This is a genomic window from Streptomyces sp. NPDC056628 (assembly GCF_042792555.1).
Lineage (GTDB): Bacteria > Actinomycetota > Actinomycetes > Streptomycetales > Streptomycetaceae > Streptomyces.
The window spans coordinates 544,806-558,215 of record NZ_JBHTWG010000001.1 but is presented as its reverse complement, the minus strand read 5'-3'; the positions used below and the strand labels follow the sequence as shown (position 1 = coordinate 558,215).

General features: G+C 68.6%; 10 protein-coding genes and 2 pseudogenes. 7 read left to right on the top strand and 5 right to left on the bottom strand.

Annotation, left to right across the window (positions count from 1 at the left end; all coding sequences use genetic code 11):
• The first annotated feature begins 38 nt into the window (after positions 1-38).
• The 5 genes and pseudogenes from ACFRAC_RS02465 to ACFRAC_RS02445 all read left to right on the top strand — a co-directional run bounded on the left by ACFRAC_RS02465 (position 39) and on the right by ACFRAC_RS02445 (position 3,654).
• Positions 39-2,078 carry a HAMP domain-containing protein gene (locus ACFRAC_RS02465; RefSeq protein ID WP_382919658.1) on the top strand — a complete coding sequence of 680 codons (2,040 nt, stop codon included), beginning with the start codon at positions 39-41 and terminating at the stop codon, positions 2,076-2,078.
• Positions 2,079-2,141: 63 nt separating this feature from the next.
• Positions 2,142-2,267: pseudogene (locus tag ACFRAC_RS02460) on the top strand (histidine kinase dimerization/phospho-acceptor domain-containing protein); the annotation flags it as partial.
• Positions 2,264-2,365 (top strand): annotated as a pseudogene (locus ACFRAC_RS02455) (hypothetical protein); the annotation flags it as partial. The pseudogenes ACFRAC_RS02460 and ACFRAC_RS02455, both read left to right, overlap by 4 nt.
• 51 nt (positions 2,366-2,416) lie before the next feature.
• On the top strand, positions 2,417-3,067 hold the full coding sequence (locus tag ACFRAC_RS02450; RefSeq protein WP_382919922.1) for a response regulator: 651 nt from the start codon (positions 2,417-2,419) through the stop codon (positions 3,065-3,067).
• A gap of 11 nt (positions 3,068-3,078) precedes the next feature.
• Positions 3,079-3,654, top strand: a complete 576-nt coding sequence (locus ACFRAC_RS02445; RefSeq protein ID WP_382919656.1) for a two-component system response regulator — start codon at positions 3,079-3,081, stop codon at positions 3,652-3,654.
• Between the two features lie 55 nt (positions 3,655-3,709).
• Here ACFRAC_RS02445 and ACFRAC_RS02440 read toward each other — a convergent pair whose 3' ends face one another.
• The gene (locus ACFRAC_RS02440) at positions 3,710-5,584 is read right to left on the bottom strand and encodes an AMP-dependent synthetase/ligase (RefSeq protein WP_382919654.1); all 1,875 of its coding nucleotides are present in this window, start codon (positions 5,582-5,584) and stop codon (positions 3,710-3,712) included.
• A gap of 229 nt (positions 5,585-5,813) precedes the next feature.
• Entirely contained in the window at positions 5,814-7,682 is a 1,869-nt protein-coding gene (gene lepA, locus ACFRAC_RS02435; protein WP_361339336.1) for a translation elongation factor 4, read from the bottom strand.
• A 239-nt stretch (positions 7,683-7,921) separates the two neighbouring features.
• Here lepA and rpsT point away from each other — a divergent pair, with 239 nt between their 5' ends.
• Positions 7,922-8,188 (top strand): 30S ribosomal protein S20, encoded by a 267-nt coding sequence (gene rpsT, locus ACFRAC_RS02430; RefSeq protein ID WP_382919652.1) that lies wholly within the window; start codon positions 7,922-7,924, stop codon positions 8,186-8,188.
• A 265-nt stretch (positions 8,189-8,453) separates the two neighbouring features.
• Here the strand turns inward: rpsT and holA are convergent, their stop codons facing one another.
• The 3 genes from holA to ACFRAC_RS02415 form a co-directional block, all read right to left on the bottom strand.
• Positions 8,454-9,443, bottom strand: a complete 990-nt coding sequence (gene holA / locus ACFRAC_RS02425; protein WP_382919921.1) for a DNA polymerase III subunit delta — start codon at positions 9,441-9,443, stop codon at positions 8,454-8,456.
• Between the two features lie 129 nt (positions 9,444-9,572).
• Positions 9,573-9,818: a hypothetical protein gene (locus ACFRAC_RS02420; RefSeq protein WP_382919650.1), complete on the bottom strand. Its 246-nt coding sequence runs from the start codon at positions 9,816-9,818 to the stop codon at positions 9,573-9,575.
• A 68-nt stretch (positions 9,819-9,886) separates the two neighbouring features.
• Entirely contained in the window at positions 9,887-10,735 is an 849-nt protein-coding gene (locus tag ACFRAC_RS02415) for an arylamine N-acetyltransferase (protein ID WP_382919649.1), read from the bottom strand.
• 248 nt (positions 10,736-10,983) lie between these two features.
• Between ACFRAC_RS02415 and ACFRAC_RS02410 the strand changes: the two genes are divergently transcribed.
• A complete protein-coding gene (locus ACFRAC_RS02410) occupies positions 10,984-12,633 on the top strand; it encodes a recombinase family protein (RefSeq protein WP_382919647.1) in 1,650 nt (549 codons plus the stop codon).
• Positions 12,634-13,410: the final 777 nt, after the last annotated feature.

Sequence of the window (13,410 nt, the reverse complement as noted above, 5' to 3'; positions counted from 1 at the left end):
GAATTCGAGCGGCGGAGCTGCGCCCGCTGCTCGCCGCGATGACCGCGGCGCGCGACGGCGACTTCCGCCGGCTCCCGGAGACCGGGGACGGCATCGTGGCCGAACTGACCGCCGTCTTCAACCAGATCATGGACCGCAGCACCCACTTCAACGGGGAGATGCGGCGGGTCAAACGGGAGCTGGTGCGGCACGGCCGGCTCGACGAGCGGCTGTCGGCGAGCCCCGGCCAGGGCGACTGGACGACCCGGGTCGACGACGTCAACGTCGTGCTCGACGCCCTGGTGGCGCCGGCGGCCAACGCCACACGGGTGCTCGACGCGGTGGCGGGCGGCGACCTCACCCAGCGCGTCGACCTGCACGACGGCAGCCGCCAGTTACGCGGCGACCTGCGCCGTCTGGGCCGGGCGGTGAACAAGATGGTCGACGAGCTCTCCCTGTTCACCGGCGAGGTGAACCGGGTGGCCCGGGAGGTCGGGACCGAGGGCCGGCTGGGCGGGCGGGCCAAGGTGCAGCGCCTGTCGGGCAGTTGGCGCGACGTGACCGAGGCGGTCAACACGATGGCGTCCCGGCTCACGGCCCAGGTGCGGGACATCGCCCTGGTGACGACGGCGGTGGCGCGGGGCGACCTGACCCGTACGGTCACCGTGGAGGCGACGGGCGAACTGCTGGAGCTGAAGCTGACGGTCAACACGATGGTCGAGCAGCTCTCCGCGTTCGCCGACGAGGTCACCCGCGTCGCCCGCGAGGTCGGCACCGAGGGCAACCTCGGCGGTCAGGCCCAGGTCCGCGGGGTCTCCGGGGTCTGGAAGGACCTCACCGACAACGTCAACTTCATGGCGCTGAACCTGACGTCGCAGGTCCGCAACATCGCCCAGGTGACGACCGCGGTGGCCAACGGCGACCTGTCGAAGAAGATCACCGTGGACGCGCGCGGCGAGATCCTCGAACTCAAGGACACCGTCAACACGATGGTGCAGCAGCTGCGCGCCTTCGCCGACGAGGTGACCCGCGTCGCCCGCGAGGTCGGCACCGACGGCCGGCTGGGCGGCCGGGCGCAGGTGCTGGGCGTCTCCGGGGTGTGGCGGGACCTCACCGACAACGTCAACTCGATGGCGGACAACCTGACCTCGCAGGTCCGCAACATCGCCCAGGTCACCACGGCCGTCGCCAACGGCGACCTGTCGAAGAAGATCGACGTCGACGCGCGCGGCGAGATCCTGGAGCTCAAGACCGCCATCAACACGATGGTGGACACGCTCTCCTCCTTCTCCTCCGAGGTCACCCGGGTGGCCCGCGAGGTCGGCTCGGCCGGTCAGCTCGGCGGGCAGGCCCGGGTGGAGGGCGTGTACGGCACCTGGAAGCGCCTGACGACGAACGTCAACGAGCTCGCCTCGAACCTCACCACCCAGGTCCGCGCGATCGCCGAGGTGGCCTCCGCGGTGGCGCAGGGCGACATGTCGCGCTCGATCACGGTGGAGACGCGCGGCGAGGTCGCCGAACTCAAGGACAACATCAACCTGATGGTGGCCAATCTGCGCGAGACGACCCGCGCCAAGGACTGGCTGGAGTCCAACCTCGCCCGGCTCGCCGCGCTGATGCAGGGGCACCGGGATCTGATGGAGGTCGCCGACCTGCTGCTGCGCGAGCTGACCCCGCTGGTCAACGCCCAGTACGGGGCGTTCTTACTGGCCGACCCGGACGAGGAGGGCGCGGCGCTGCACACGGCCGTGCCCGCCAAGGGGCTCGCGTTCATCGCCGGGTACGGCTCCGCCCAGGGCACCACCATCGAGACCGGCGGCCTCCCGGTGCACGGGCTGGTCCGGCAGGCGGCCAGGGAGAAGAAGCGCATCCTGGTCGAGGAGGCACCGCCGGACTACATCAAGATCGCTGGTGGGCTCGGCGAGGCCGCCCCCACCAGCGTCGTCATCATCCCGATCCTGTTCGAGGACAAGCTCCTCGGCGTGATCGAACTGGCGTCCTTCTCCCGCTTCTCCGACGTGCACCTGGCGTTCTTCGACCAGTTCGTGAACACCATCGCGGTCGCCATCAACACGATCATCGCCAACTCCCGCACCTAGTCCCTGCTCGGCGAGTCCCAGCGGCTGGCCCGCCAGCTCCAGGAACGCTCGGACGAACTGCAGATGCAGCAGGCGGAGCTCCAGCGCTCCAACGCGCAACTGGAGGAGAAGGCGGCCCTGCTCGCGACCAGCTCGCAGTACAAGTCGGAGTTCCTGGCGAACATGTCGCACGAGCTGCGCACCCCGCTCAACTCGCTGCTCATCCTCGCCCGGCTGCTCTCCGCAAGTACGGGGGCACCGGGCTCGGGCTGTCCATCAGCCGGGAGATCGCGGGCCTGCTGGGCGGCCGTATCGTCGCCGAGAGCGAACCGGGCCGGGGCTCCACGTTCACCCTGTACGTGCCCGTCGTCGGGCCCGGGCACTCGGTGACCGGCGCGCCGGGCGAGCAGCGGCAGCCGCAGGTGCCGCAGCAGCTGTCGGCCGAGTCGTTCCCGGCGGTCCACGAGGCGGACGACACCTGGCCCGCCCCGGCCAAGCTGGAGTCCTGGCGGACCGGCCGCCCGGGACGGGTGCTGCCCGGGCGCCGGGTGCTGATCGTCGACGACGACATCCGCAACGTCTTCGCGCTCACCCATGTCCTCGGCCGCGTCGGCATGCCGGTCCTGTACGCGGAGAACGGCCGTGAGGGCATCGAGACGCTGGAGCGCGACCCGGACGTCGGGCTGGTCCTGATGGACATCATGATGCCGGAGATGGACGGCTACGAGACGATCTCCGCCATCCGCGGCACCCCGCGCTGGGCGGACCTGCCCATCGTCGCCCTGACCGCGAAGGCGATGCCCGGCGACCGGGAGAAGTCCATCGCGCGGGGCGCCAACGACTACGTACCGAAACCGGTGGACGTGGACCAGCTGCTCACCGTCGTCTGCGACCTCCTGGACCCCGGGGCCGCGGACCCGGAGGAGTCCTGCATGTCACCGGCGTCCACCGCAGGACCGGGACCGGGCACTTCCGGAGGGGAAGAGGTCCCGCCCACCCTTACCGAATGAGGCTTTTTCCCATGATCGCTGAGGCAACGGCCGACGAGCGTGCCGGCATCCTTCTTGTCGACGACATGGAGGACAACCTGATCGCCCTGGAGGCCGTGCTCGGGTCCCTCAACGAGCCTCTGGTCCGGGCGCGGTCGGGTGAGGAGGCGATGAAGGCGCTGCCGCGGCAGCGGTTCGCCCTGGTGCTGCTCGATGTCCGGATGCCGGGCATGGACGGGTTCGAGACCGCCGCGAACATCAAGCGGCTCGACCAGACCAAGGACGTCCCGATCATCTTCCTGACCGGTGCGGACGACGAGCCGGGCTTCGCGTTCCGCGGCTATGCCACGGGAGCCGCCGACTATCTGACGAAGCCGTTCGACCCGTGGGTGCTGCGTGCCAAGGTCAGCGTGTTCCTGGAGCTGCACCGCAAGAACCAGCAGCTGGCCCGGCTGCTGGCGCGCAGGGCGCCGCGCCCCACCGAGTTCCTCCTGCGCCTGGACGCCCTGGCACGGGACCTGGACCGGGAGGACCCCCCGGACACCGCGACGCTGCGCGACCGGGTCCGCGAGCTGCGGGAGCTGGCCGGCGGACCGCACGATTCCTGACCCGCGCGGACGTGGGGGGCCGCACGGCGTGCCGTGCGGCCCCCCACCGGAAGGGTCAGGCCTCCCGCGTCCCCGCGTACATCTCCTCGATGAGGTTCTTGTACTCGCGCTCCACGACGGGGCGCTTCAGCTTCAGGCTCGGCGTGATCTCGCCGTGCTCCACGTCGAGGTCGCGCGGCAGCAGCCGGAACTTCTTGATCGTCTGCCACTTCTGCAGCCCGGCGTTGAGCTGCTGCACATAGGCGTCGACCATGGCGACGGTCTCCGGCGCCGCCACGATCTCGGCGTACGACTTGCCGGCCAGCCCGTTCTCCTCGGCCCACGGCTGCAGGGCGACCTCGTCCAGCGCGATCAGCGCCGTGCAGAAGTTCCGGTCGGCGCCGTGCACGAGGATGTTCGAGACGTAGGGGCAGACCGCCTTGAACTGGCCCTCGACCTCGGCGGGCGCGATGTACTTGCCGCCGGACGTCTTGATGAGGTCCTTCTTGCGGTCGGTGATGCGCAGGTAGCCGTCCGCGGACAGCTCGCCGATGTCGCCGGTGTGGAACCAGCCGTCGGCCTCCAGGACCTCGGCGGTCTTCTCGGGCAGCCCGTGGTAGCCCTCCATGATGCCGGGACCGCGCAGCAGGATCTCGCCGTCGTCGGCGATACGGACCTCGGTGCCGGGCAGCGGCTTGCCGACCGTGCCGGTGCGGTACGCCTCGCCGGGGTTCACGAAGGACGCGGCGGAGGACTCGGTGAGGCCGTAGCCCTCCAGGACGTGGATGCCGGCGCCCGCGAAGAAGTAGCCGATCTCCGGGGCGAGCGCGGCGCTGCCCGAGACACAGGCGCGCAGGTTGCCGCCGAAGGCCTCGCGGATCTTGGTGTACACGAGCGTGTCGGCGACCTTGTGCTTGGCGGCCAGGCCGAACGGCGCGGAGTGGGTGCCGGTGCGCCGGAAGTTGTCCTGGGTGACCTTGGCGTACTCGCGGGCGACCCCGGCCGCCCACTGGAAGATCTTGTACTTGGCGCCGCCGCCCGCGCGGGCCTTGGCGGCGACCCCGTTGTAGACCTTCTCGAAGATGCGCGGCACGGCCGCCATGTACGTCGGCTTCACGACTGGCAGGTTCTCGATGATCTTGTCGACACGGCCGTCGACGGCGGTGACGTGACCGACCTCGATCTGGCCCGAGGTGAGCACCTTGCCGAAGACGTGCGCCAGCGGCAGCCACAGGTACTGCACGTCGTCCTCGCCGACCAGTCCGGTCGCGGCGATCGCCTTCGCCATGTACGCCCAGTTGTCGTGCGGCAGGCGCACACCCTTGGGGCGGCCGGTCGTGCCGGAGGTGTAGATCAGGGTGGCGAGCTGGTCCTTGGTGATCGCGCCGACCCGCTGCTTGATCAGCCCGGGCTCCTTCTCCAGCCGGGCCGCGCCGCGGGCCTCCAGCTCGGCGAGGCCGATCACCCAGTCGTCGGTCTCCACACCGGCCGCGTCGATCACGACCACCTGGACGAGCTTCGGCAGCTCGGCCCGCTTCTCGCGCGCCTTGGCGACCTGCGCCGCGTCCTCGGCGATCAGCACCCGGCTCTCGGAGTCGGCGAGGATGAACGCCGACTCCTCGGCGTTGGTCTGCGGGTACACGGTGGTGGTGGCCGCGCCGGCGCACATGATGCCCAGGTCGGCGAGGATCCACTCGATCCGGGTGGAGGAGGCGAGCGCCACCCGCTCCTCGGGCTGCACACCCAGCTCGATGAGCCCGGCGGCGATGGAGTGCACGCGCTCGGCGGCCTGCGCCCAGCTCAACGACTTCCAGTCGTCGGGGCCCTCCCCGGACGCCGCCGGAGTGGGATAGCGGTACGCCTCGGCGTCCGGCGTGGCGGCCACGCGCTCCAGGAAGAGGGTCGCCACGCTGGGCGGGCGGTTCTCGATCAGTGTCTGTGGGTGACTCACGACATCCTCCGGGGCCCGCGACGGTGCGGCTGGTTCCACTCGCGTTGTTTAACTCGCGAGTAACTATCGAGCAGGGATCAGGGTAAAGGTCGGCAGCCCCCTGCGTAAGAGCCTGCGCCCTGCCACTTCCTCCGAACGGTCACGACGCGCGCACAAAAGGGTCCGTCGCACTTTCGCACGACGGACCCCCGATGCGGCGATATGCCGGGTCACACTGGGTTACCCGCGGTTACTTCTTGCCCTTGCCCGACCCCGCGCTGTCATCGCTGCTCAGCACGGCGATGAAGGCTTCCTGGGGAACCTCCACGGAACCCACCATCTTCATCCGCTTCTTGCCTTCCTTCTGCTTCTCCAGCAGCTTGCGCTTACGGGAGATGTCACCGCCGTAGCACTTGGCGAGGACGTCCTTGCGGATGGCGCGAATGGTCTCGCGGGCGATCACCCGGGAGCCGATGGCGGCCTGGACCGGCACCTCGAAGGCCTGCCGCGGGATGAGCTCCTTGAGCTTGGCGACCAGCCGGACCCCGTAGGCGTACGCCTGGTCCCTGTGCGTGATCGCCGAGAAGGCGTCCACCTTGTCGCCGTGCAGCAGGATGTCGACCTTGACCAGGCTGGAGGTCTGCTCGCCGGTGGGCTCGTAGTCCAGCGAGGCGTAGCCGCGCGTCTTGGACTTCAGCTGGTCGAAGAAGTCGAAGACGATCTCCGCGAGCGGCAGGGTGTAGCGGATCTCCACCCGGTCCTCGGAGAGGTAGTCCATGCCGAGCAGGGTGCCGCGCCGGGTCTGGCAGAGCTCCATGATCGAGCCGATGAACTCGGTCGGCGCGAGGATCGTGGCGCGCACGACCGGCTCGTACACCTCACTGATCTTGCCCTCGGGGAACTCGCTGGGGTTGGTGACGGTGTGCTCGCTGCCGTCCTCCATCACCACCCGGTAGACCACGTTCGGGGCGGTGGCGATCAGGTCGAGGCCGAACTCGCGCTCCAGCCGCTCCCGGATCACGTCCAGGTGCAGCAGCCCGAGGAAGCCGACGCGGAAACCGAAGCCGAGGGCGGCCGAGGTCTCCGGCTCGTAGACGAGGGCGGCGTCGTTGAGCTGCAGCTTGTCCAGGGCCTCGCGCAGCTCCGGGTAGTCCGAGCCGTCCAGCGGGTACAGCCCGGAGAAGACCATGGGCTTGGGGTCCTTGTAGCCCCCGAGCGCCTTCGTGGCCCCCTTGTGCTGGCTGGTGACGGTGTCACCGACCTTGGACTGGCGGACGTCCTTCACACCGGTGATGAGGTAACCCACCTCACCGACACCGAGGCCGTCGGCCGACAGCATCTCGGGCGAGTTCGTCCCGATCTCCAGCAGCTCGTGGGTGGCGCCCGTCGACATCATCTTGATGCGCTCACGCTTGTTGAGCTGGCCGTCGATGACACGGACGTACGTCACGACACCGCGGTAGGAGTCGTAGACCGAGTCGAAGATCATCGCGCGAGCGGGGGCGTCCGCGACGCCGACCGGCGCGGGGATCTCCCTGACCACCTTGTCGAGCAGCGCGTCGACGCCGACGCCGGTCTTGGCGGAGACCCGGAGCACGTCGTCGGGGTCGCAGCCGACCAGGTTGGCGAGCTCCTCGGCGAACTTCTCGGGCTGCGCGGCCGGCAGGTCGATCTTGTTCAGCACGGGGATGATCGTGAGGTCGTTCTCCATCGCCAGGTAGAGGTTGGCGAGGGTCTGCGCCTCGATGCCCTGGGCTGCGTCGACGAGGAGGATGGTCCCCTCGCAGGCGGCCAGCGACCGCGAGACCTCGTAGGTGAAGTCGACGTGCCCCGGGGTGTCGATCATGTTGAGGATGTGCGTGTTGCCGGGTTCGTGGGTGGGAGCCCACGGCAGACGCACCGCCTGGGACTTGATCGTGATGCCGCGCTCGCGCTCGATGTCCATCCGGTCGAGGTACTGAGCACGCATCTGCCGCTGCTCGACCACACCGGTCAGCTGGAGCATCCGGTCGGCGAGCGTGGACTTGCCGTGGTCGATGTGCGCGATGATGCAGAAATTGCGGATCAGAGCCGGGTCGGTACGGCTCGGCTCGGGCACATGGTTAGGGGTCGCGGGCACGCAGGGTCCTGTCTCTTGAGGCGCCTTATGCCTCGGGTCGGATCAATACGTAGCTTCCATGGTCCCATGGGTGGCGACCTGGAGCGGGTTTGGGCCATTCTTCGGCCCACTGCTAGTCTGGGTGGCTGTGTCTCATGCCCTCTCAGCGCGAGGCACACCTTCAAGAAATCACCTGGTACGGGACCGGTCTCCACTTCGGGAGGCTCCTGGCCCGTGCCTGAACCTGCAAAGGCTCATTCGTGGCGAACATCAAGTCCCAGATCAAGCGGATCAAGACCAACGAGAAGGCCCGGCTGCGCAACAAGGCCGTCAAGTCCTCCCTGAAGACCGCGATCCGCAAGGCCCGCGAGGCCACTGCCGCGGGTGACGTCGAGAAGGCCACCGAGTACCAGCGCGCTGCCGCGCGTCAGCTCGACAAGGCCGTCTCCAAGGGCGTCATCCACAAGAACCAGGCCGCCAACAAGAAGTCGGCGCTTGCTTCGAAGGTCGCGTCCCTCAAGGGCTGACATCTCTCTGATCTGACCGCCGGAGGGAATCGAGCGGGCCCTCTCTCATCCGCTCCCGTCCGGCACCCCCGGATCCGCACGCGGCCTGCGTTCGCCACGCGGGTGTGGATCCAGCAGCTCGGTCCGAAGGCCCCGGCGCCCCCCTTCCCCAGGGCGGGCGGCGGGGCCTTCGGCATGCCGTCGGCATCCAGCCGATACGCCGGATTCTCCTCGCCACTGTGACGCCTGTCGCCCGGATCAGGGCGGAGGGGGATCGGGTGGGGCGTCAGCCGCGGCCTCGGGAGCGGGCGGCGCGGGCGATCGTCACGACCGCCTTCTCCAGGGCGTACTCCGGATCGTCCCCGCCGCCCTTCACCCCGGCGTCGGCCTCGGCGACCGCCCGCAGCGCGACCGCGACACCGTCGGGCGTCCACCCCCGCATCTGCTGACGCACCCGGTCGATCTTCCAGGGCGGCATGCCCAGCTCCCGGGCCAGGTCGGCGGACCGGCCACCGCGGGCGGACGACAGCTTGCCGATGGCCCGCACGCCCTGCGCGAGCGCACTGGTGATCATGACGGGCGCGACACCGGTCGACAGCGACCAGCGCAGCGCCTCCAGCGCCTCCGCCACCCGGCCCTCCACGGCCCGGTCGGCGACGGTGAAGCTCGACGCCTCGGCGCGCCCCGTGTAGTAGCGCCCGACCACGGCCTCGTCGATGGTGCCCTCGACGTCCGCGACCAGCTGGTTCACCGCCGACGCCAGCTCCCTCAGGTCGCTGCCGATGGCGTCGACCAGGGCCTGGCACGCCTCGGGCGTGGCGGACCTGCCGGTGGCGCGGAACTCCTGCCGGACGAACGCCAGCCGGTCCGCCGGCTTGGTCATCTTCGGGCAGGCCACCTCGCGCGCCCCCGCCTTGCGGGCGGCGTCGAGCAGCTTCTTGCCCTTGACCCCACCGGCGTGCAGCAGCACCAGCGTGATCTCCTCGGCGGGAGACGCCAGATAGGACGCCACGTCCTTGATGGTGTCCGCCGACAGGTCCTGCGCGTCCCGTACGACGACGACCTTGCGCTCCGCGAACAGCGACGGGCTGGTCAGCTCCGCGAGCGTGCCGGGCTGCACCTGGTCCGCGGTGAGGTCCCGTACGTCCGTGTCGGCGTCGGCGGCCCGCGCGGCGACCACCACCTCCCGCACGGCACGGTCGAGCAGCAGCTCCTCCTGACCCACGGCGAGGGTCACGGGGGCGAGGGGATCGTCGTCAGCAGTCTTCCTGGCCATCGCGTACAGCATGGCACGGGGGTACGACAACGACGGCCGGCTCCTCCCCGCACGGCGACCGGCTCCTCCCCGCACGGCGACCGGCTCCTCCCCGCACGACGACCGGGGCGGGCGCCGCGCCGGTGGCGGTCACGGCTCCTCCCGCCAGCCCTCCCACTCCCCGGCGAACGCGTCGAGCTCCTCGGGGTCGAGGCGCTCCCGCTCGTCGCGGAGCACCAGCAGCCACTGCGCGTCCTCGGCGTCGTCCTCCCCGGCCAGGGCGTCCCGCACCAGGTGCGGCTCCTCCTCGATACCGAACCGCTCGCGCAGCGCCTCGGCAGCCTCCTCGGCCGCGTCGCGGTCGGGCAGCACCAGCACATGTCTCGCATCACTCACGGGCCGATTCTCCGGCACCCGGGGAGGGCCGGAGGCCGGGGCCCCCGCTTTTGCGGCCGGGGGGTGCCTCACCCGTTCCCGCCGGGCCCCCGGACCGCCGGCACCCGGTCCAGTGCGATGCCGAACCGTTCCCGGTAGACCTCCAGCACCTCCTCGTCCGTGCCCAGCTCCCGCTCCGCACGGCTCCCGTCGGCCGCCGTCTCCTTGAACACGCGGCCGCTGAGCGTGATCCGCGCTCCCTCCTCCGTGACCCGCGAGCACACCAGCGACTGCGTGAAGTGCGAATGGGGCGAGGTGCTGTGCCACCACGCGCCGGACACGAAGTCCGCGAGCACCCGCGGCCGCCGCTCCAGCCGGTACTCCGGCCTGCCGTCCATGACGACCTCCAGGTCGGCCGACTCCTCTCCCCCTGCCGTGGGGTCCCCGCCGCGCACCCCCGCCGCGTCCGGCCCGGCCTCGGTGATCCGGAACACCCCCGCCGGGTCCCCCTGCTCGCCGCGGACGTCGAGCGCGAGCGGATGGTGGCTGTGCGCCCCGAAGCCCACGTCCGCCAGCCAGGTCCCCCCGTCCGCCGTCCCGACCTTCAGCGCCATGTGGTCGTAGGGGATGCCGAGCTCTCCCTCCTTGCCGTGCACACGCGCCGCGAGCAGCGTGACCTCGAAGCCGAGCGCGCCGAGCAACGCCCCGAACGCGCCGTTGAGTTCGTAGCAGAAACCGCCGCGGCCGGCGCTCACCACCTTGTCCAGCAGGCGCTTCTCCTCCAGGACGATCTCCTCGCCGAGGTGGATCGACAGGTTCTCGAAGGGCACGGTGCGCAGATGGCGCAGATGCAGCTCGCGCAGGGCCTCGGCGGTGGGCCGGGCCGGACGCTCGGCCCCCAGACGGCTCAGGTAGGCATCGATCTCCACGGAATCCATGCCCTCAGTCTCCCGCCACCGCCAGATCCGCACCCTCACCGGTGACCGCGAGCGCCCCGTCCCGGTCCGTGCTCAGCACCACCGCTCCCTGGGCCCGCAACGCCGCGACCGTGCCGGGGGCGGGATGCCCGTACGGGTTTCCAAGGGGTCTCCGACTAGCAGTTCAAGGAGACACCCCCATGGTGGCAAAACCGCAGGTCAACAGGGCTCGCAAGGGTGCAGGGGTCCGACTCGCTAGTGCCCCCGGTATGACGACTCAACTCAGGGGCGTATCCGCCCTCCGACTGTCCGTCCTGACTGACGAAACCACCTCGCCCGAGCGGCAGCGGGCAGCCAATCAGGGCGCCGCTCACGCGCTGGGTATCGACCTGGGCGACCGTGAGGCCGTTGACCTGGGAGTCAGCGCGAGCAAAACAACGCCTTTCGAGCGCCCGGAATTGGGAGCGTGGCTGAGGCGCCCCGACGAATTCGACGCGCTGGTTTTCTGGCGTTTCGATCGCGCCGTTCGGTCCATGGACGACATGCACGAGTTGGCTAAGTGGGCGCGCGAGCACCGGAAGTTGATTGTGTTTGCAGAGGGGCCGGGCGGCCGACTGGAGTTGGATTTCCGCAACCCGCTAAACCCGATGGCTCAGCTCATGGTGACTCTGTTCGCGTTCGCCGCGCAGATGGAAGCTCAGTCCATCCGCGAGCGAGTCACCAGCGCACAGGCAGCTATGCGCCTCATGCCCCTCCGCTGGCGTGGCTCGCGTCCACCGTATGGCTACATGCCCGCGCCACTTGAAAACGGCGGAGTCACCCTGGTGCAGGACCCTGACGCCGTGGCTGTTCTTGAACGCATCATCAAAGAACTAAAGGGTGACCCGTTCAACGGCGTTGCCCCCAAGAGTCTCGCTGCGATCGCCCGAGACCTTAATGCCGACGGTATTCCCTCGTCTCGCGACCATTGGAGCCTCAAGCAGGGGCGGAAAACTGGCGGTAAGACTGGAGGCAACGCCGGTGAGACTGTCGTACGCGAACAGTTCACTTGGAAGCACAGCGCCATCAGAGAACTGATGCTCAGCGAACGCCTGTTGGGATGGAAGGTGACCGAAAAGGGAGTGGTTCGGGACAGCGAGGGTCGGCCCGTCATGGCCACCGCCGAACCCATTCTCACCCGCGAGGAATTCGACGCCATCGGGGCAATACTCACCGCCCGCAGTGTAGACAACAAGAAACCTGATCGAGTGGACACCGTGGCCTTGCTGCTCCGAGTAATTCACTGCGCTGGCTGCGGGGGACGCATGTATCTCCACCAGCCGTCCCCTAACAGCAAGAGCACCAGCAAGACCCACACCTATAAGTGCAACGCAAATGCGCGGGGCCAAAACTGCGATGCGCGAGCCATCATTAAGCGAGAATGGGCAGAGGAATACGCAGAGCGTGAATTCCTGCGGATGCTCGGCGCACTGGAAGTCACGCAAACGCGCACCATTCCCGGCTATGACCCTCAGCCCGAGATTGACGCCACTCTCGCTGAGCTTGAGGATCACATGACTCAGCAGGGGCGGCATAAGTCAGCCTCCGCTAAGGCAGCGTGGCAGAAACGCGCAGATGCCCTTGACGCCCGACTCGCTGAGCTTGAGACCCGCGAAAAGGTAGAGCCCCGTATCGAGGAAACGCGCACGGGCAAGAACTACGCAGACCTCTGGGCGAAAGCAGACATGGCAGGCAGGCGACAGCTCATGCAAGAGGCCGGAGCACGTTTGGACGTGAGGCGCGGGAAGCGGGGGCGGCAGTTCAGGTTGGATGAGGAACGCGTTGAATTCAGCGTCCGTAACCCGTTCTTCGCCGATGCGGCAGCGGAACTTACGGCTATGGCCGACTTCCTAGAAGCGGACGCTAACGGCTGCCTGTAGGAATGGCACAGGCCCGGCCGGATCTTGGCGGACAGACCGGGCCTGTGTCCTACAACAGGCGCCCATGGGCTCACCGGGGGCGCTGGGCAGCTAGACGCCTGTACGCCCCATTGAGCGCCTTACAGCCCCTCTTGGTCCCCGTGGTCCGGAGGGGCCTTTTTACGCCCTCAGACGGCCACACAGGGGATTTCGGCGAGTCGGTCGGCGCCGGGCAGCGAGGGACCAACTACACCAAAAACCTGACTGCCCGTCAGATAAGCTAACTCTGACCTGGGTTTTCTCACCAGCAATGTAGAAGTGTAGTTGTGCACCTATTTTCAATTCCCCTATGAGGTCTCTAAGGGAAACCCAAAACGACTGCACATCTACACTTCTACATTGCTGCCCTAATCGTCACCGTGACGATACTAGGCGACCCACTCGCTAGCTAATAGCTGAAGGTAGAAGCATGCCGACAGGGATTCGCCTCCGTGTACCGGGGTTTCGACTCGCTAGAACATAGACATGGGGCGCGTTGCGGCGTGCGGACCGGATGACTATTCCCGTAGCCCGCGCAGCTTCCCGCCCCCTTCCCGCTGCTGGACCGCCAGTCCGAATGAGCAGCACATCAAAGACAGCCCATCTGCCGGGCAGTGCCAGTGCACAGGTATAGGCAGACCGACTGGCCCCCAGTGGCGTAGGTCGAGCAGTTACCGGGACTCCTGGCGGTCCTCCCGGTTACTCGCTCCCTGCGTCGCTGGGGGTTTTCGTCATTTCTGAACAGGACCGCATCCCATG

Excerpts from the sequence above, each read along its gene's own strand:
- ACFRAC_RS02410 (WP_382919647.1), top strand. The coding sequence starts at position 10,984 with ATGACGACTCAACTCAGGGGCGTATCCGCCCTCCGACTGTCCGTCCTG.
- ACFRAC_RS02415 (WP_382919649.1), bottom strand. The coding sequence starts at position 10,735 with ATGGATTCCGTGGAGATCGATGCCTACCTGAGCCGTCTGGGGGCCGAG.
- ACFRAC_RS02445 (WP_382919656.1), top strand. The coding sequence starts at position 3,079 with ATGATCGCTGAGGCAACGGCCGACGAGCGTGCCGGCATCCTTCTTGTC.
- holA (WP_382919921.1), bottom strand. The coding sequence starts at position 9,443 with ATGGCCAGGAAGACTGCTGACGACGATCCCCTCGCCCCCGTGACCCTC.
- ACFRAC_RS02465 (WP_382919658.1), top strand. The coding sequence starts at position 39 with ATGACCGCGGCGCGCGACGGCGACTTCCGCCGGCTCCCGGAGACCGGG.